The organism is Nioella nitratireducens, assembly GCF_001879715.1.
Taxonomy (GTDB): domain Bacteria; phylum Pseudomonadota; class Alphaproteobacteria; order Rhodobacterales; family Rhodobacteraceae; genus Nioella; species Nioella nitratireducens.
Genome location: NZ_MNBW01000007.1, coordinates 184,875 through 202,797 on the forward strand (window position 1 = coordinate 184,875; position 17,923 = coordinate 202,797).

A 17,923-nucleotide genomic window follows, 5' to 3' on the forward strand; every position below is an offset into this window, starting at 1 on the left:
CCCCTGCCGCCTGCGCGTTCCGGCCCCTCCTTTACAAATCTGCGTAGCACACAAAAAAGGCGGCCCCGAAGGACCGCCCATTTCATGACTGTATGTCTGTCGGTGCTTACTGAGGGCTCATGCCCCGCAAACGCTCGGACCGGCGGCGCAGGATTTCGACGGTCGCCAGCAAGACGACCGAGATACTGACCAGGATCGTCGCCGCCGCCAGAATGGTGGGCGAAATCTGCTCGCGCAGGCCGGTGAACATCTGCCACGGCAGGGTCTTCTGCCCGGCGGAGCCGACGAACAACACCACCACCACCTCATCGAACGAGGTGATGAAGGCAAACAGACCACCCGAAATCACGCCCGGCAGAATAAGCGGCATCTGCACCCTGAAAAAGGTTGTTACCGGATCGGCCCCCAGATTTGCCGCCGCCCGCGTCAACGAGCGGTCAAAGCCCACAAGCGTCGCCGTTACCGTGATGATAACGAAGGGAATGCCCAGTGCCGCATGGGCCAGCACCACGCCCAGATACGTCCCCTGCAAGCCGATGCGGCTGTAGAAGAAGTACATGCCAGCCGCCGAGATGATCAGCGGGACGATCATCGGCGAGATCAGGATTGCCATGATTGCGCCCTTGAAGGGTACATGGCTCTGGCTCAGGCCGATGGCCGCCAGCGTGCCGAGCGAAACCGACAGGAACGTCGCCATAGGCGCGATCTTGATCGAGTTCCACAAGGGCTGCTGCCAGTTGGGGTTGGTGAAGAAATCCCGATAGTGTTGCAGGCTGTAAGCCTCGGGATCCAGCGCCAGCATCCCCGGCGTGAAGGTAAAGAAGTTCTCGGCGTTAAAGCTCAGCGGGATAATGGTGATGATCGGGGCGATCAGGAAGAAGAAGATTAACCCACAGATCACCCGGAACCCATAGAACCAGATCCGCTGGCCGGTCGTCGCATAAGGAGGAAGGCTGCTCATGATCTTTACCCCAGCTTCACGTTGTCGATGCCGACGAGTTTATCGTAGGCCCAGTAGAGGAGCAGGACCACCGCCAGCAGGATACTGCCAAGCGCGGCCGCGAGGCCCCAGTTCAGTGACGACGAGATGTGATAGGCAATCCGGTTCGAGATGAACGTGCCCGTCCGGCCGCCGACCAGTTCCGGCGTGATGTAGTAGCCGATGGACAGGATGAAGACGAGGATACACCCCGCACCGATCCCCGGCACCGACTGCGGGAAGTAGACCCGCCAAAATGCCGTCCAGTTCGTCGCGCCAAGCGATTTGGCGGCCCGGACATAGGTCGGCGGAATGGTTTGCATCACCGAGTAGAGCGGCAGGATCATGAACGGCAACAGGATATGCGTCATGGCGATGATCGTACCGGTCTGGTTGTTGATCAATTGCAATCGGTTGTCATCGGCGACAAGCCCGATCCACACCAGCACGTCGTTGATCACCCCTTGTTGCTGCAACAGAACCTTCCACGCCGACGTTCGCACCAAGAGCGATGTCCAGAACGGCAGAAGAACAAGGATCAACAGCAGGTTCGACACCCGCGTCGGCAGATTTGCCAGCAGGAAGGCGATGGGGTAGCCCAACAGGACGCAACTGCCCATGATGACCATCGACATGAACAGCGTGCGTTCAAAGAGGGTGACGTAGATGCGCCGGTCCTCGGGCTGCGCGCTGACGCCATCGGCGGTCAACTGCATGTCGATCGCGGTCAGGAAGTAGCCGGGCGTGTAGCTGGGCGAATAGACCTTGATGGTTTCCATCACCGTCGGGTCCAGCCAGTCCTCGTCCATATCCGCGAACTGGTCGCGCAGCGACACGGACTCGAAACCGGCGACTGCATCGGCGGCCGTCGAAAGCAGGGCATTGCTGCCAGAATAGCCAGTGTTGCTGAGGTCACGATATAGCGCCGTGAAAACGAAATCCTCGATGTCTTCCTCGGCGGGAACGTCATCGTTCGCGTCGATGGTGATATGAATCCAGGTGTCGAAGGCATCCGACGTTTCCGGCAATGCGGCGCGAATGGCGTCGTCGTCCATCAGGCCGGTCCAGGTTTCATACTCGGCCCAGGCCGGGTCCAGCGCGGTGAACTGATCGGTGTAGATATCGGTGTCGAAACGTCCCACACCCCGACCCGCACGGCGGAACATCGAGGACACGCCGGTCAGCTCGTAGTTCAGTCGGCTGCCGACGCGGCTGTGGTTGCGGAACTCGGCCGCTTCGAAAATGTCATAGTAGAGCGCGGCGTAGACGTCTTCGCCCGGCGCCTCGTCCGTGTTCGTCCACGTATCCAGCGCGACGACCGTGCGCGGCAGCGTATCGCGGACGATCTGGTTTTCCACCGAGCGGAACAACATGTCCGCGATCGGGGCGATGAATGTGATGAGAATAAAGATCAGGAGCGGCGCGATCAGCAAGAGCGCCCGGATCTTCTGGGCCCGAAGCGCGCGGTTGAGGCTCGCTTTCAGGGGGCGCCCGTCCGCGGCCAACACAGGGCCGGAGGGCGTTTGTGCCGTGTTGTCGGTCATTCGTGGCCTTCCACTAGGATGATGACACTGTCCGCCGAGGCCCGGCGGATCTCGGCCACTTCCTGATAGTCTGGATCGTAATAGGCGGCTTTGGCGGCTTCGAAACTGGGAAACTCGATCACCACATGGCGATCGTGGGTTTCGCCTTCAGGCACTTCGGACGTGCCACCCCGAACGAGGAACTTGGCTCCAAGCCGTTCAAGGATGGGTGTATCTCGGCGGATGTATTCCGGGTAGCTTTCCGGGTCCGTCACGGTGATATGCCCGATGATATAGCCTTTGGGCATGGTCATCTCCCTGCCAGCGCCAGCCGTGTGAAGGGGTGGGTGGGCCACGAGACTGGCCCACCCGAACGTCGCCTAAAAGCTTACTGCGACAGCCACGCCTGGAAACGGGCGTCCAGATCGTCGCGATAGTCTGCCCACCATTCGTAGTTGTAGAGAATGGTGCGCGTCGCGTTTGCCGGGTCGGTCGGCATGTGCGGACCCATCTCGATGCCCAGGTCGGCGTGGGTGCCAACCAGCGGAGCCGAGGAGGCGCGGGCCGGGCCGTACGAGATGTACTGGGCCTGGTCAGCCAGACGCTGGGTGTCGGTCGCGAAGCGAACGAAATCCAGAACGCGGGCAAGGCGATCTTCCGGCAGACCTTCGGGGATGATCCAACCGTCAAGGTCGAACACCTGTGCGTCCCACAGCATGGATACCGGCTGGTCCTGCTCTTCGATCACGCTGAACAGACGACCGTTATAGGTCGAGCCGATCACCACTTCGCCATCGGCGAGCAGCTGCGGCGTGTCTGCACCGGCGGACCACCAGACAGTTTCGTCCTTGATGGTGTCGAGCATTGCAAAGGCTTGGTCGATGCCCTCTTCCGTCTCGAGCACGTCGTAGATGTCTTCCATCGCGACGCCCGAGCACAGCAGCGCCCATTCCATGTTGTTGATCGGACGACGCTCCAGCGACCGCTGACCGGGGAAGTTTTCCAGGTCAAACACGTCACAGATGTTGTCCGGGGTGCGACCGTTCCACTCGGCCACATCGTTGCGATAGCCGAAGGTGGTGGAGTAAACGATCTGCGGAATGAAGCAATCGGACACCAGCAGGTCGCCGAAGTCTTCCGAGGCCGGGGTGCCGTCGGGCGCCGGGGCCAGAACTTCGTCGGCGTCGATTTCCATCGCCAGACCTTCGTCGCAGAGGCGGATGGCGTCAGAGGCCACGACGTCCACGAGATCCCAGGTGATGTTGCCAGCTTCGTTCATGGCGCGCAGACGGGCCACGGCCTCGTTCGAGCTTTCGTCCCAGACGACACTGACGTCGGGATGCATTGCCATGTAGGGTTCGGCGTAGGCGCGCACCTGGCTGGTCTGGTATGCACCGCCCCAGCTGACGAGCGTCATGTCGTTTGCCATGTCCTGCGCCATTGCCATCGGAGCGGCAAGAACAGCCCCGCTGGTCAGCATGAGAACGCTTTTCAGTTTCATTATAGTCTCCTCTGTTGATCGTCTTTTGTTTGTGGCGGGCGCATGCGATGCACGCGCCCTGCTGCTCAGGCGTCCAGCGCCCGGCAATCTTGCGGCCGCCAGCCGATCTCGATCTGTTCGCCGGGGGTCATCCGGCGTTGATCGGGCGCGTTCCGGGTCTTGATGACGAAGTTGTCATTTCCGGCCACGCGCAGGCGGGTGCGATAGATATCGCCCATGTAGATGAACTCCAGCACCTCGGCCTTGATGGTATGGGCTTCGGGGTGCAGGCGGTTCTTATCGATCTCGACACGCTCCGGGCGGATCGAGATCAGCGTCCGATCGCCGACCTTTTTCACGTTGACCGGCACGGCGTCGATCACTTCACCATCGTCGAGCTGAACCACTGCGGCATCGTCAGACATCTCTTTCACGGTGCCCATCAGCGTGTTGTTCTCACCGATGAACTGCGCGACAAAGCTGTTTTCGGGCGCTTCGTACAGCTGATCCGGCGGGGCCAGTTGCTGGATACGGCCATCGTCGAACACCGCAACACGGTCTGACATGGTCAGCGCCTCGGTCTGGTCGTGGGTCACGTAGACCGTGGTAATGCCCAACTGGTGTGCAAGGTTGGTGATTTCGAACTGCATGTGTTCACGCAATTGCTTGTCAAGCGCGCCAAGCGGTTCGTCCATCAACACCAGCTCGGGCTCGAACACCAGCGCACGGGCCAGCGCGATCCGCTGTTGCTGACCACCCGACAGCTGTGCCGGTCGCCGACCGCCGAAATCGCCCATCTGCACCATGTCCAGCGCACGCTTGACCTTGGCTTCCTGATCCGACTTGCCGATCTTGCGCACCTGCAACGGGAAGGCGAGGTTTTCGGCCACCGTCATGTGCGGAAACAAGGCATAGTTCTGGAAGACCATGCCGATACCGCGCTTGTGCGGCGGGATGTTGTTGATAGGCTGGCCGTCCAGCAAGATCTCGCCATGCGTGGCGGTCTCGAACCCGGCCAGCATCATAAGGCAGGTCGTCTTGCCCGACCCCGAGGGTCCGAGCATGGTCAGGAATTCGCCTTGGCCGATGCTGAGGTTGAGGTCTTTTACGACAAGCGTTTCGCCATCGTAACTTTTCTGCACGCGGTCGAAGACCACGAAGTTTTCCGATCCGGAACTCGCGTTCATATCTCTTCCCTGTTGTCCGGCACCAAGGCCCCGGTTTTTATTTTGGCTCTTTCGGCCATTCTTGATCCAGCTTCCGCGGAAACGGGCATTTCAAACGACGTTTGGCACCCGAAAACCGACATCAACCTGTTGTCTTCACTGTAAGCCCTAAGCCTTGAGCGTCCACCCCCCTCGTTAAATTTAGGTCAAAAGCCCTATTCGAAGCCAATCCTTAGGCAATGTGCTTACCTGTTTGCCCAAAATATGCCGTTCGCCGGAACTGCGCCAAATCAGCAACTCTGCTGGTCTTCGGACGATCACGACAATGCGGCTGACACCGAATCAGGGTCGGTCAGGGATGATTCGAGTCGGTTGAGCGTCGGCGAGGGAAGACGCGCCATCAGGCTGCAAAACAGCCCCCGGCATTTCGACCCCGGCCATCCGTCGGGAAAGAACCCCGCGGGCAGGTCCGGGTGGCGCAGCAGCAACCGCCGCCAGCAATGCACGACCAGCAGCCGCAGCGCCGCAGCTTCTGGCACCGACAGGCCGGTCGCGTCCGCGTCCAGCATTGCCACCAGCCGCGTGAAGTCCCGGTGCAACGCGTCATATTGCGCCAGCACGGGCGGCGGACAAACCTGCGCCCGCACCCAGTCGGGGCAGGCCCACCGGTCGGTTTCGACGGCCATCAGCGCGCCGGTGTCACCGGGCATCGGCCCCGGCCCCATGGCCGCTTGCGGCCCGATCGACAGGTAGTCCCCCGTCAGCAGCGCCGCCTCCAATTGCGCGCGCCCCGACATCTCGCCGGTCCCGGCCAGCAGCAGGTGCCAACGGTCAGGATAGCTGCGCACGGGGTCATAGATTCGCGGGCTGGCCTCGGCACTCTGCGCCCGTCCATAGGGGGTCAATTCATGCAGGCTGCCGCGCCCGGCGCGCAGGCTCTCGATCCAGCCGTCCTTGCGCAACCTGTGCAGGGCGACCCGCATCGCTTCCGGCTTGACGCCCATCAGCCCCACCAGACGGGTCAGGGCGCTGCCGCTGATCCGCTCGCCCTCGGCCTGCGCCAGATCTCCGAAGATGGTGACAATCAATGACCAGACCCGGTGGCTTTCGCCCCGGGTCAAAATCTCTGCCGCATGGCGGTAAGTGTCACTTTCAGTCCCCATCGGCAGGGACTATAGGCCCCTGCCCGGCGGGATGCCAGCCGTGGCTCAGAACGCGTTCATGGTCAGCAGGTCGTATTCCGCCACCAATTCATCGTTCTGGTTGGTCAGCGTCACATGCCAGCGCACCTCGCCATACTCCTCGTTGCGCTTGGTCTTGGTCTTGACCGTCAGCCGCACCTTGATGGAGTCCCCGGCCTGCACCGGCTTCATGAACCGCAGCCCATCGAGACCCGTGTTGGCCAGCACCGGCCCCTCGTTCGGCTCGACGAACATGCCCGCCGCGAAGGACAGCAGCAGATAGCCATGCGCCACGCGGCCGGGAAAGAACGGATTCCGAGCCGCGGCGTCCTCATCCATATGCGCGTAGAAAGTGTCGCCGGTGAACTTGGCGAAATGCTCGATATCGTCCAGCGTGATGGTACGCGGTGCAGTATAAAGCGTCTCGCCAATCGCCAACGCGCCGAAGCGCCGGGTGAACGGATGCGTCGGGCCTTCGATCTCTTTCGCGCCCGGCACCCATGTGCCGCCGATGGCCGACAGCATCTGGGGGCTGCCCTGAATGGCGGTGCGCTGCATGTAGTGCATCACCCCCCGCACGCCGCCCAGTTCCTCGCCGCCACCGGCGCGGCCGGGGCCACCATGCACCATATGCGGCAAGGGCGAACCATGCCCCGTGCTTTCCTTCATCGAGTCACGGTCATTGATATAGATCCGACCGTGGAAAGCTCCTGCCCCCAGAACGACCTCGCGCGCCACGGCGGGATCATGGGTGATGAGCGAGGCGACAAGGCTGCCCTGCCCCTTGTTCGCCAGTGCAACCGCATGGGCCATATCGCGATACCCCATGACCGTGGACACGGGGCCAAACGCCTCTGTGTCATGCACCCGCTCCGCCGCGTCCGGGTCGGCGCAATGAAACAGCATCGGCGGAAGGAACGCGCCCTTGTCAGCATCCGCACCCCGAACCTCGAACGCATCGGGATCGCCAAAGACCCGCTCGGCCTCGGCCCCGATCAGCTTGATCTTCTCCAGCACATCGGCCTTTTGCGCGGCGCTGACCAGCGCGCCCATGCGGGTCGACTCCGCGCGCGGGTCGCCGATCACGGTCTTGGCCAGCCGCGCCGACAGTGCCTCGATCACCGCTTGTTCGCGCCCCTGCGGCACCAGGATGCGGCGAATGGCGGTGCATTTCTGCCCCGCTTTCGCGGTCATCTCGCGGCTGACTTCCTTGACGAAGAGGTCGAATTCCGGCGTGCCCGGCGCTGCATCGGGGCCAAGGATCGACGCGTTGAGGCTGTCCTGCTCGGCAACGAAGCGCACCGAGTTGCGCATGATATTGTCGTTAGACCGAAGCGCCTGCGCCGTCGCCGCGGAACCGGTAAAGCTGACGACGTCCTGGCACGTCAGCCGGTCGAGCATATCGCCCACGCCGCCCGCCACGAATTGCAGCGCGCCGTCGGGCAGGATGCCACTCTCCAGCATGATCTTCACGGCCAGCTCGGTGACATAGCAGGTTGCGGTCGCCGGTTTCACGATCGCGGGCACCCCTGCCAGCAGCGTCGGCGCCAGTTTTTCCAGCATCCCCCAGACCGGGAAGTTGAAGGCATTGATATGCACCGCAACACCCTGCAACGGCGTGCAGACATGCTGGCCCAGAAAAGCGCCCGTGCGGCTGAGCTGCTCTACCTCGCCATCCAGATAGACATGCCCGTCGGGCATTTCTCGCCGCCCCTTCGAGGCGAAGACGAACATGGTGCCGATGCCGCCGTCGATGTCGATCAGGTGGTCGCTCTGGGTGGCCCCGGTGTTGAAACTCAGGTCGTAGAGCGCGTCCTTGTGCTTGCCCAGGTCCATCGCCAGCGCCTTCAGCATTCGCGCCCGGTCGTGGAACGTCATCTTGCGAAGCGCCGGGCCCCCAACATTGCGGGCGTGATCCAGCATCTCCTGCACCGGCAGCGCCGCCCCCGCTCGCGCCATCGGCTCCCCAGTCACTGCGCTTGCGATCATGCGGGCGCTCTCATCGGGGGCGATCCACGCGCCAGCCGCGAAACTCCTGATGTCCAGCAGGCTCATTTCATCTCTCCTTCCAGTGCGTCGGTCAGGCGGTTGGCAAGGCCCCAACTCTCCGGGCTTTCCTCGGCCACCGTCTGCATCGTGCGGGCAACATTTTCCCACCCGATCTGACCGGCGTAATGCATCGGCCCGCCCCGCCAGCGCGGGAAGCCGTAGCCGTAATGCTTGACCATATCGACCGCCGCGTCGTCCTCGGCGATCCCTTCTTCCACGATCCGCGCGCCCTCGTTGGCATACACCGCCAACAGCCGGTCGCGGATCTCGTCCTCGGTAAAGTCGCGCCGCGTGATCCCGCGCGCGGCGGAATAGTCGACGATCATCTGTTCAACCTCGGGGTCGCGCTCTGGCCTGCGGTCCCCGTCGGCATAGGCATACCAGCCCTTGCCCGACCGTTGCCCCAACCGCCCTTGTTCGCACAGGGTGTCGGCGATGGCTTCATACCTTTCCCTGGGGTCACGCGTCGCCGCCTGCCGCTTGCGGTTGGCCCACGCGATTTGCAGCCCCGTCAGGTCTTGCAATTCGAATGGCCCCATCGGCATTCCGAACCCGCGCATCGCCGCGTCCACCTGATGCGGCAAGGCACCATCGGCCAGCAGGTATTCCGCCTCGCGCCGATAGGCGGACAGCATCCGATTTCCGACAAACCCGTCACAAATTTCCGACAGAACCGTCACTTTTTTCAGCCGCCGCCCGAGCGCGAAGCCCGTGGCCAGCACGTCCGGGTCGGTCCGTGGCGTGTTCACCACCTCGACCAGCTTCATGATATGCGCGGGCGAGAAGAAGTGCAGACCAAGGCAGCGCGACTTGTTCGGCACATCGGCGAAAATCTCGCGCGGGTCGAGGTAAGAGGTGTTGGTTGCCAGAATGGCCTCGGGCGACAGGTTTCCCGCCAGCGCGGCAAAGACCTCTTGCTTGACTTTCAGGTTCTCGAACACCGCTTCAATGGCCAGATCAGCCCCGCTGGCAGCGGCGTAACTATCCACCGCCTGAAAGGCCGAAATCCGCGCATTATACTGATCTTGAGTTATTTTTCCGCGCGACAGCGCCCCGCCAACAAGACCTTCGACACGGATTTGCGCTGCTTCGGCCTCGTCATGGGTGCGCTCGATCAGCGTCACCTGCAAGCCCGCGCCAAGGCAAGCGGTGGCGATCCCCGCCCCCATCAACCCGCCGCCCACGACGGCCACATGTTTGACGTCGCGCGGGGTCGCGCCCGCGATGGCCCTGGGGCGGGCAACCTGACGCTCGGCAAAGAACGCATAGCGCAGCGCCCGAGATTCCGCCCCGGCCCGCATCTCCAGATGCCGCGCGCGTTCCTTTGCCTGGCCGTCCGCAAAGGGCAGCGCAACCCATTGCAATGCTTCAAGATTCAAGAGCGGAGCCTGCTGCCCCTTTGCCTTTTTTGCGATGGCCTCCCGCGCCGCTGCAAAGGCCTCGGCACTCAACGCGCGGACGTCCCGCGCGCTGACGGCCACGGGCCGCTCCGGCACATTGGCAGCGAATGCACGCGCGGCCGCCTCCAGATCGCCCTCGATCCGGTCCACGCCACCCAGCGGCAGCAGATCCTCAGCCGTATACATCCGGCCATTGCAGGCCATTTCGATGGCGGCTTCCATGCCTACCAGACGCGGCGCGCGCTGTGTGCCGCCTGCGCCGGGGATCAGCCCGACGTTGACTTCCGGCAGACCGACCCGTGTGCTGGGGGCCGCAAAACGCCACGCACAGCCCATGGCAATCTCGAACCCACCGCCCAGAACCGTGCCGTGCAACAGCGCAAGAAACGGCACCTCGCTGTCTTCGATCATCTGCACCACGTCGGGCAGGTGCGGCAGCAGTGCGGGACCGTCAAATTCCGACATGTCGCCCCCCGCGACAAAGGTCTTTCCGGCACATTTGAGCACCGCCAGACGCGCGCCCTTGACCGCCTCAACCGCCGATTCCAACCCGGCCCGCACCGCCTGCGAGGTGGCGTTCACCGGCGGGTTGTCGATGATCACCCAGGCAATATCCCCGTCTTTCCAGACTGTTACCGGAGAGTTTGCGGTCATGTTGTCCTCCCATTCGTCGCGGTGTTTCGAGAATTTATTGACCAACCGTTCGGTTTATGCAAGAGATTCCTCAACGAGGAGGATCAAGACCCCGATGAGCGACACCATTCTTGTGACGGATCACGGCGACTGGCGCGAAATCACGCTCAACCGCCCCGACCGGCTGAACAGTTTCAACGAAGAGATGCACCTTGCCCTGCGTGCGGCGCTGACCGAGGCGTGCGACAGCGGCGCTCGGGCAATCCTGCTGACGGGGGCGGGCCGTGGCTTCTGCGCCGGGCAAGATCTGGGCGACCGTGATCCGTCGAAAATGGACGGCCCGCCCGATCTGGGCCATACGGTGCGCAGTTTTTACGCGCCGCTGGTGCGGCTGATCCGCGACATGCGCCTGCCGGTGATCTGCGCGGTGAACGGCGTCGCCGCCGGGGCGGGCGCCAGTCTTGCCATGGCCTGCGACATCGTGCTGGCCGCGGACAGCGCCAAATTCATCCAGGCCTTCAGCAAGGTGGGGCTTGTGCCCGATACCGGCGGCAGTTGGCACCTGCCCCGCCTGCTTGGCGAAGCGCGGGCCAAGGGCCTTGCCATGACGGCCGAACCGCTGCCTGCGAAAAAGGCCGAAGACTGGGGCCTGATCTGGCGCGCCTATCCCGATGAGACCTTGCTCGAAGAGGCCCGCGCCCTCGCCGCCCGCCTCGCCGCAGGCCCGACGCTTGGCCTTGGCCTGACCAAGCACTGCATTCACGAGGCCGCAACGAACAATCTTTCCGATCAGCTCGACATCGAAGCCGACGCGATGAAGACCTGCGGCGAAAGCGCGGATTATGCCGAAGGCGTCACCGCCTTCATGGAAAAACGATCCGCTGTTTTCAAAGGAAAATAACCATGGACGCACAGACCCGCGCACAGCGCAGCGCCGACGCCATGTGGTCCGATGACCATGCCGCAAAATGGCTGGGGCTTGAGATCGTCTCGATTTCCGAAGGCCACGCCACACTGGCCATGACCGTGGAACCGCACCATGCCAACGGCCATGCCATCTGCCATGGCGGCATCACCTTTGCACTGGCCGACACCGCCTTTGCCTATGCCTGCAACAGCCGCAACCAGCGGACCGTCGCGCAGGCGAATGCCATTACCTATATCGCCCCCGGCCGTGTCGGCGACCGGCTGACGGCCACGGCGCGAGAGATCAGCCTGACCGGGCGCAGCGGCATCTATGACGTCACTGTCACAACACAAGACGGCACCGTGATCGCAGAATTCCGGGGCAATTCCCGCGCGATCAAAGGCCAGCTTTTTGACGAATAACCCCCGGTGAGGAGGACACCATGAAGGATCTGACCCCCAACAAGAGCGATCTTGACCCGATCGAAATCGCCTCGATCGACGAAATCCGCGCGGTGCAACTCGACCGCCTGAAATGGTCGGTGCGCCACGCCTATGACAACGTGCCGATGTATCGCCAGCGCTTCGACGACGCGGGCGTGCATCCCGATGACCTGCAACAGCTGTCGGACCTCGGGAAATTTCCCTTTACCTACAAGTCGGACCTGCGCGACAACTACCCGTTCGGCCTTTTCGCCGTTCCGCGCGAGCAAATATCCCGTGTTCATGCCTCCTCCGGCACCACGGGCAAGCCGACGGTTGTGGGCTATACGAAAAACGACATCAGCAACTGGGCCGACCTCGTGGCGCGTTCAATGCGGGCCAGCGGCACACGGGCGGGCGATGTCGTGCACGTGGCCTATGGTTACGGCCTGTTCACCGGCGGTTTGGGCGCGCATTACGGCGCCGAACGGCTCGGCGCGACAGTGGTGCCGGTGTCGGGTGGCATGACCGAGCGGCAGGTAACGCTGATCAACGACTTCAAGCCCACGACCATCATGGTCACTCCGTCCTACATGCTGAACATCCTCGAACAGTTCCACAAGATGGGCCTCGATCCGCGCGAGAGCAGCCTTCAGGTCGGCATCTTCGGGGCCGAGCCGTGGACCGACGCGATGCGCAAGGAGGTTGAACAAGCTTTCGACATGCACGCGGTCGACATTTACGGCCTGTCCGAGATCATGGGGCCGGGCGTGGCCAATGAATGCGTGGAAACCAAGGATGGCCCGGTGATCTGGGAGGACCACTTCCTGCCCGAAATCATCGACCCCGAAACCGGAGAGGTTCTGCCCGATGGCGAGCTTGGCGAACTGGTCTTTACCACGCTGACCAAGGAAGGCTTGCCGATGATCCGCTATCGCACCCGCGACCTGACGCGCCTGTTGCCCGGAACCGCGCGGTCGATGCGGCGGATGGAAAAGATCACCGGCCGCTCTGATGACATGATCATCCTGCGCGGCGTCAACGTCTTCCCGACCCAGATCGAGGAACAGCTGATGGCCACCGGCGGTCTCGCCCCGCATTTCCAGATCGAGCTTTACACCGCGGGCCGCATGGATGCCATGCGGGTGCATGTCGAGGCCGAAAGCGATGCCGGCGACGAGTTGTCGAAAACCGCCGCCGCGCGGATGCTGTCCAAGCGGGTCAAGGATATCGTCGGCATTTCGATCGAGGTGAATGTGGGTGATCCCGGCGCGGTGGAACGCAGCCAGGGCAAGGCCAAGCGCGTGGTCGACAACCGCGGAAAGGGGTGAGGTGTGGCCAGAACCATCGCGAAAGACCACGACCAGAAGCGCGAGCAGATCCTGAAATCGGCGGCGAAAATCTTTGCCACCGAAGGGTTTGACCGCGCGTCGATGGCGCAATTGGCCAAGGAATGCGGGATCTCCAAGGCCAATATCTACCACTATTACGACAGCAAGGACGCGATCCTCTACGACATCCTCGACAGCTACCTGAGCGAGTTGCGCGATGTCGTGCTGTCCTCTGACGTCGCGGGGCTGGCGCCGGAAGACCGCCTGCGGCGGGCGATCCGCAACATTCTGCGCGCCTATCAGGGCGCCGACCACGAGCATCAGGTGCAGCTCAATGCGCTCTCGGCCCTGCCCGAGGATCAGCAGGATCAGATGCGCGCCTATCAGCGCGACATGGTGCGCTTCCTGTCCGATTGCCTGCGCGGCGCCGCGCCCGAGGTGTTCGGCGACGATCGCGCCAAGCTGCGGGCGGTGACGATGTCGATTTTCGGCATGCTGAACTGGTATTACATGTGGAATGCGGGCGCGGGCGCCGAAGCACGCGAAACCTATGCCGATGTGGTCACCGACTTGACGCTCAAGGGGCTGCCCGGCATCTGAGGGTTGTGGTCGGGGGCCGGTCCGGGGCACTCTGCCCCCGTTGGCCCCGGTCCATCACCACCATTCTCGGAGTTTCCCCATGCCCGCCCTGCAAGAGATTGCCCGGCAGCCCGGTTTCGCTGCGCTCGGCCTTGTGGTCGGCGGCGGGCTTTGGGGGCTGCTCTGGGTGCCAATCCGCGCGATGGAACAGACCGGCCTGACCGGCGCGTGGCCCGGCATCGCCATCTATGCCTGCGCGATCGCGCTGATGATCCCCATCCTGATCCGGGTCAAGGCGCGTGTGATGGCCCATATCTGGGTGCTTATCCCGTGCGGCTTGCTTACGGGCTGCGCCTTCAGCCTCTATACCACGAGCCTTGTCCTCACCGATGTGGTCCGCTCGGTCCTGCTGTTCTACCTCACCCCGGTCTGGAGCACCCTTCTCGGCATCGTCTTCCTCGGCGAGCGGCTGACGCCTGCGCGAACGGCCGCGCTGACCCTCGGGCTCTGTGGCCTGTTGGTCATCCTCGGCGTTGGGGCCTTGCGGATCACGATGAACGCGGGCGATCTGATGGCACTGTTTTCCGGTATCTCGTGGGCAATCGGCACGCTCTTCCTGTTTCGTGCGGGCAATGTTGCGATCAGCGAGCAGGTCTTTGCCTTCATCTGTGGCGCGTTCCTGGTCACTGGCCTGACCCTGGCCACCGGGGTCGCGGCAACCGGCATTGCGGTGACGGGCGCAAGCGTCGTTGCCGCCGCGCCATGGGGGTTGATTACCGGGCTGGTGCTGGTGCCGACCCTGTTCATGACGATCTGGCCCGCAACGGTGCTCAGCCCGGCTCGGGTGGGTCTCTTGCTGATGAGCGAGATCATCGTGGGCGTCGTCACTGCCGCGATCTGGTCGGGTGACGTGTTCGGCTGGCGCGAGGCCGTCGGCTCGCTTTTGATCGTCAGCGCGGGCGCGGTCGAGGTGCTGGGCCACCGCCAACCCAAGCCGCAATCCCTGACCTGAGGGGGCCATCCTCTTGTCGGCTGATCTGACGCCAAAAGAACGGTTTGATCGGCTCTGGTTCGCCTGTATGACTATAGAAACTCTATAGAGACCGCGAATATGAGCTTTCCAAATTTCAATTCACTGCGCGTTTTTGAACTCGCCGCCCGTCATCTGTCCTTGCGGCGTGCGGCAGAGGCTCTTGGCGTTACGCCAGGGGCTGTTTCACAACAGATCAAACAATTGGAATCACAGCTTCACGTGCAACTCTTTGCCCGACACGCCCGCGGATTGCACCTGACAGAGGCTGGTCAGGACTTGTATATTCCCGTGAAACAGGCCCTTTCCCAAATTTCACAGGCAATAGAAAATCTAACCACTAGTGCCGCGGGTGTTTCGCTGGCCACGACGCCTTCGATTGCGGCGAAATGGCTGGCGCCACGGCTGCCCGGATTGGCGGAAACGCATCCAGGGCTTGACCTTTCCTTTCTGACCGGCAACCGACCTGCCCACAACTCCGCTGCCGATCTGGTCCTGCATCTGGGGCCGGAACCGCGCGTGCCCGGTCAGACCGTTCGCCGTCTTGCCCCACTGCGTCCCGTGATGGTGGCCTCGCCCATTCTCGTGCCGCGCGCACCGGTAATCCTGCGTCCCGAATGGGTGCTTGGCTTTCAGCTGATCGAAGACGCCCTGACGCCGTGGCAACCCTATCTCGACCGCCACGCCCCGGGCCAAACGGTAACGCCGCGCCGCTGCGCCCAAAGCGCGCTGGCCATTGACGCGGTCGAGACCGGTGAGGGTATTGGCCTTGTGCCCGACCTGCTGGCGGCTGACGCGATTGCGCAAAAACGGCTGGTCTGGCTGCACGAAGAAGCCCCCGACGATGCCGGGGGCCTTTACCTGATCCACAAGGGCGAGACTGCGCCGAATGCGGTCTGTCAGCGGCTGATCGACTGGATCGAATCCCAGCTTTAGGGCCGTTCCAACCCCACGCGGGTCAGTGCGCCCTGTGCTTCGGCCTGCCAGCGCTGGCGCAGTTCGGCATTGGTCGACCGGCGCAGGCCCATGGCGCGCAGGCTCTCGAATTTGGCGGACTCTGCCTGCCCGAAACTGCCCTCGACACGGGGCCACCAATAAGCGACCGAGGCTTGCAGCGCCTCGCCCTGCCCTTCGGAAATCAACCGTTCCAATCCCTCTTCGGCCAGTTCCGCATGGCGGCTTTCCACCGGCGCAATGGCCCGAAACGCCTCGGCCAGCGGCTGATAGGACACCAGTTGGAACTCGGCCAATTGCACGCCCACGGCGCGGCCCATCAGCAGGTTCATCGCAACTGCATCGCCCCAGCCTTGTAGCGGGTAGTTGAACACGGCCAGCCGCATATCATGCGCGCTGCGGTTGACGCCAATATCGGCATTGCGGTCCAGACGGGCCGTCCATGGGTGATGGTTGGCATAGCGCGCCGTATCCGCGCCGAACTCGCCCATGATGCGCAGCACCTTCTCGGCGTGATCGGTCTTTTCCAGCACGATCCGCGCCGCCGCGATCCGTTCCTTGATGCCCGGCCCTGCGTTGATCACGTCGGCAAAGCCAGCAGCCCCCGCCAATTCGCTGTCGACAAAGATCGCCATCAGCTTCATCAACTCGCCCCGATAGCGCGGCGGCACGTTTGCGGGGCTGGTCAGCACGCCGCCTTTCGACAGGTAGTCTTCGATGCTCATGTCCATGGTCCCGCCCCCTTTACTGATCGTAATCGACGACAACGCGGTCGGTCACTGGGAAAGACTGGCAGGACAGGACATAGCCTTTCGCCACCTCGTAATCTTCCAGCGCGTGGTTCGTGACCATCTCAACCTCGCCTTCCAGCACGCGGCAGCGGCAGGTCGAACAGACGCCCGCCTTGCAGGCATAAGGCGCGTCGATGCTGTTGTCCAAGGCCGCGTCCAGAACGCTCACATCCTTTCCGACCGTCACCGTTCGGGTGGACCCGTCGAGCGACACCGAAATCGTGGCCTGATTGGCGGCACTGGCCGCGTCCTGCGACACCGCCTTGCGTTTCAGACGGCCGGGTTGCGCCGAGGCGAACAGCTCGAACTTGATCTGCGCATCGGAAAGCCCGTGATCGCGCAGCGCCTTGGCGATGCCCAGCATCATCGGTTCCGGCCCGCAAATATAGGTCATGTCGACGCTCTCGATGTCGATCCAGCCCTTGAACAGCTCGGCGCATTTCTCTTCGGTCACGAGGCCGGTGAAGAGGTCGATCTCCTGCGCGTCCGCCTCCAGGATATGGATCACGTTGAACCGGCCCATGTAGAGGTTCTTCAGATCTTCCAACTCTTCGCGGAACATGATCGTGTTCACGCCCTTGTTGGCATAGACCAGCGTGAAGCTTGATTGCGGCTCGGCGGCCAGCGTCGTCTTGATGATCGACAGGACCGGCGTGATGCCCGACCCACCGGCAAAGCCCAGGTAATTGCGCGCAGAGGCCGGGTCGAGCGGCGTGTGAAAGCCCCCCATTGGCGGCAGCGCCTGCACCCGGTCGCCCACCTTCAGCTCTTCATTGGCCCAAGTCGAAAAGGCGCCGCCCTCGACCCGCTTGATGCCGACCTGCAAAACGCCCTCGGGCTTGCCCGCACAGATCGAGTAGGACCGGCGCAGTTCCTCACCGTCGAAATCGCGGCGGAAGGTCAGGTATTGGCCTTGAATGAAGTCGAACGCCTCGGGGTCATCGGGCGTCAGGGTGACGACCACCGCATCGCGGATGGTCTTGTGAACGTCGGTGACGGTCAGGTCATGAAAGCGCGCCATGGGGCTCCTCCCTCATATGCACTTGAAATAGTCGAATGGTTCGAGGCAGTCGCGGCAGCGCCATGACGCCTTGCACGGGGTCGAGCCGAACTGGCTGATCCGTTCCAGATTGGCGCTGTGGCAGCGCGGGCAACGGTCGGGGCCGCCGGCAGGTTGGGGCGGCGCGATGCCGAATTCCTCCAGCTTGGCCCGGCCCTTTTCGGTCAGCCAATCGGTGGTCCAGGCGGGCGACAGCTGGCGTTTCAGCTCCAGCTTGTCGATGCCCTTTTCGCGCAGCGCGGTCTCGATATCGAGATTGATGATCGTGGTCGCGGGGCAGCCCGAATAGGTGGGCGTGACCGTGACGCACAGGGTGTCGCCCTGCCAGTCCACATCCCGGATGATGCCCAGATCGACCAGCGAGATCACAGGGATCTCGGGGTCGGGCACCTCGTCGAGCCACGCCCAGACCTGATCGACGCTCGGCTGCGTCATCCC

General features: G+C 63.0%; 17 protein-coding genes. 6 read left to right on the top strand and 11 right to left on the bottom strand.

Annotated features, from left to right (window positions below; translation table 11 throughout):
- Nucleotides 1–106 precede the first annotated feature (106 nt).
- From BKY27_RS08890 to BKY27_RS08925, 8 genes are all read right to left on the bottom strand, one after another.
- The gene (locus BKY27_RS08890; protein ID WP_071674110.1) at nt 107–961 is read right to left on the bottom strand and encodes an ABC transporter permease; all 855 of its coding nucleotides are present in this window, start codon (nt 959–961) and stop codon (nt 107–109) included.
- A 5-nt stretch (nt 962–966) separates the two neighbouring features.
- A complete protein-coding gene (locus tag BKY27_RS08895) occupies nt 967–2,523 on the bottom strand; it encodes an ABC transporter permease (protein ID WP_071674111.1) in 1,557 nt (518 codons plus the stop codon).
- On the bottom strand, nt 2,520–2,810 hold the full coding sequence (locus BKY27_RS08900) for a DUF1330 domain-containing protein (protein ID WP_071674112.1): 291 nt from the start codon (nt 2,808–2,810) through the stop codon (nt 2,520–2,522). The genes BKY27_RS08895 and BKY27_RS08900 overlap by 4 nt, the downstream gene beginning before the upstream one ends.
- 80 nt (nt 2,811–2,890) lie before the next feature.
- Nucleotides 2,891–4,003 carry an extracellular solute-binding protein gene (locus tag BKY27_RS08905; protein WP_071674113.1) on the bottom strand — a complete coding sequence of 371 codons (1,113 nt, stop codon included), beginning with the start codon at nt 4,001–4,003 and terminating at the stop codon, nt 2,891–2,893.
- A gap of 65 nt (nt 4,004–4,068) precedes the next feature.
- Nucleotides 4,069–5,169 (bottom strand): ABC transporter ATP-binding protein, encoded by a 1,101-nt coding sequence (locus tag BKY27_RS08910; protein ID WP_071674114.1) that lies wholly within the window; start codon nt 5,167–5,169, stop codon nt 4,069–4,071.
- Between the two features lie 296 nt (nt 5,170–5,465).
- Entirely contained in the window at nt 5,466–6,311 is an 846-nt protein-coding gene (locus BKY27_RS08915) for a PaaX family transcriptional regulator C-terminal domain-containing protein (RefSeq protein WP_071674115.1), read from the bottom strand.
- A 45-nt stretch (nt 6,312–6,356) separates the two neighbouring features.
- Nucleotides 6,357–8,384, bottom strand: coding sequence for a phenylacetic acid degradation bifunctional protein PaaZ (gene paaZ / locus BKY27_RS08920; protein WP_071674116.1), 2,028 nt, complete (start codon nt 8,382–8,384; stop codon nt 6,357–6,359).
- Nucleotides 8,381–10,432 carry an FAD-dependent oxidoreductase gene (locus tag BKY27_RS08925; protein WP_071674187.1) on the bottom strand — a complete coding sequence of 684 codons (2,052 nt, stop codon included), beginning with the start codon at nt 10,430–10,432 and terminating at the stop codon, nt 8,381–8,383. The genes paaZ and BKY27_RS08925 overlap by 4 nt, the downstream gene beginning before the upstream one ends.
- Nucleotides 10,433–10,526: 94 nt before the next feature.
- Between BKY27_RS08925 and paaG the strand changes: the two genes are divergently transcribed.
- From paaG to BKY27_RS20515, 6 genes are all read left to right on the top strand, one after another.
- Entirely contained in the window at nt 10,527–11,312 is a 786-nt protein-coding gene (gene paaG, locus BKY27_RS08930; protein WP_071674117.1) for a 2-(1,2-epoxy-1,2-dihydrophenyl)acetyl-CoA isomerase PaaG, read from the top strand.
- 2 nt (nt 11,313–11,314) lie between these two features.
- Nucleotides 11,315–11,740, top strand: coding sequence for a hydroxyphenylacetyl-CoA thioesterase PaaI (paaI, locus tag BKY27_RS08935; protein WP_071674118.1), 426 nt, complete (start codon nt 11,315–11,317; stop codon nt 11,738–11,740).
- 20 nt (nt 11,741–11,760) lie between these two features.
- Nucleotides 11,761–13,071: a phenylacetate--CoA ligase PaaK gene (gene paaK, locus BKY27_RS08940; protein WP_071674119.1), complete on the top strand. Its 1,311-nt coding sequence runs from the start codon at nt 11,761–11,763 to the stop codon at nt 13,069–13,071.
- 3 nt (nt 13,072–13,074) lie between these two features.
- On the top strand, nt 13,075–13,671 hold the full coding sequence (locus BKY27_RS08945) for a TetR/AcrR family transcriptional regulator (RefSeq protein WP_071674120.1): 597 nt from the start codon (nt 13,075–13,077) through the stop codon (nt 13,669–13,671).
- Between the two features lie 79 nt (nt 13,672–13,750).
- The gene (locus BKY27_RS08950; RefSeq protein WP_071674121.1) at nt 13,751–14,662 is read left to right on the top strand and encodes a DMT family transporter; all 912 of its coding nucleotides are present in this window, start codon (nt 13,751–13,753) and stop codon (nt 14,660–14,662) included.
- A gap of 99 nt (nt 14,663–14,761) precedes the next feature.
- Nucleotides 14,762–15,616, top strand: a complete 855-nt coding sequence (locus tag BKY27_RS20515; protein ID WP_071674122.1) for a LysR family transcriptional regulator — start codon at nt 14,762–14,764, stop codon at nt 15,614–15,616.
- Here BKY27_RS20515 and BKY27_RS08960 read toward each other — a convergent pair.
- Genes BKY27_RS08960 through paaD form a run of 3 tightly spaced genes read right to left on the bottom strand, consistent with a single transcriptional unit; the run spans nt 15,613 to nt 17,920 of the window.
- The gene (locus BKY27_RS08960; protein ID WP_071674123.1) at nt 15,613–16,365 is read right to left on the bottom strand and encodes a Phenylacetic acid catabolic protein; all 753 of its coding nucleotides are present in this window, start codon (nt 16,363–16,365) and stop codon (nt 15,613–15,615) included. The genes BKY27_RS20515 and BKY27_RS08960 overlap by 4 nt on opposite strands.
- Before the next feature lie 13 nt (nt 16,366–16,378).
- Nucleotides 16,379–17,446 (bottom strand): 2Fe-2S iron-sulfur cluster-binding protein, encoded by a 1,068-nt coding sequence (locus tag BKY27_RS08965; protein WP_071674124.1) that lies wholly within the window; start codon nt 17,444–17,446, stop codon nt 16,379–16,381.
- A gap of 12 nt (nt 17,447–17,458) precedes the next feature.
- Complete coding sequence (paaD, locus tag BKY27_RS08970) at nt 17,459–17,920, bottom strand: 1,2-phenylacetyl-CoA epoxidase subunit PaaD (protein ID WP_071674125.1); 462 nt, start codon at nt 17,918–17,920, stop codon at nt 17,459–17,461.
- Nucleotides 17,921–17,923 lie beyond the last annotated feature (3 nt).

Coding starts and splice junctions, on each gene's coding strand:
- BKY27_RS08910 (WP_071674114.1), bottom strand. CDS start 5,169: ATGAACGCGAGTTCCGGATCGGAAAACTTCGTGGTCTTCGACCGCGTG.
- BKY27_RS08925 (WP_071674187.1), bottom strand. CDS start 10,432: ATGACCGCAAACTCTCCGGTAACAGTCTGGAAAGACGGGGATATTGCC.
- BKY27_RS08950 (WP_071674121.1), top strand. CDS start 13,751: ATGCCCGCCCTGCAAGAGATTGCCCGGCAGCCCGGTTTCGCTGCGCTC.
- BKY27_RS08890 (WP_071674110.1), bottom strand. CDS start 961: ATGAGCAGCCTTCCTCCTTATGCGACGACCGGCCAGCGGATCTGGTTC.
- paaI (WP_071674118.1), top strand. CDS start 11,315: ATGGACGCACAGACCCGCGCACAGCGCAGCGCCGACGCCATGTGGTCC.
- BKY27_RS20515 (WP_071674122.1), top strand. CDS start 14,762: ATGAGCTTTCCAAATTTCAATTCACTGCGCGTTTTTGAACTCGCCGCC.
- BKY27_RS08915 (WP_071674115.1), bottom strand. CDS start 6,311: ATGGGGACTGAAAGTGACACTTACCGCCATGCGGCAGAGATTTTGACC.
- BKY27_RS08960 (WP_071674123.1), bottom strand. CDS start 16,365: ATGGACATGAGCATCGAAGACTACCTGTCGAAAGGCGGCGTGCTGACC.
- paaK (WP_071674119.1), top strand. CDS start 11,761: ATGAAGGATCTGACCCCCAACAAGAGCGATCTTGACCCGATCGAAATC.
- BKY27_RS08895 (WP_071674111.1), bottom strand. CDS start 2,523: ATGACCGACAACACGGCACAAACGCCCTCCGGCCCTGTGTTGGCCGCG.
- BKY27_RS08965 (WP_071674124.1), bottom strand. CDS start 17,446: ATGGCGCGCTTTCATGACCTGACCGTCACCGACGTTCACAAGACCATC.
- BKY27_RS08905 (WP_071674113.1), bottom strand. CDS start 4,003: ATGAAACTGAAAAGCGTTCTCATGCTGACCAGCGGGGCTGTTCTTGCC.
- paaG (WP_071674117.1), top strand. CDS start 10,527: ATGAGCGACACCATTCTTGTGACGGATCACGGCGACTGGCGCGAAATC.
- paaZ (WP_071674116.1), bottom strand. CDS start 8,384: ATGAGCCTGCTGGACATCAGGAGTTTCGCGGCTGGCGCGTGGATCGCC.
- paaD (WP_071674125.1), bottom strand. CDS start 17,920: ATGACGCAGCCGAGCGTCGATCAGGTCTGGGCGTGGCTCGACGAGGTG.
- BKY27_RS08900 (WP_071674112.1), bottom strand. CDS start 2,810: ATGCCCAAAGGCTATATCATCGGGCATATCACCGTGACGGACCCGGAA.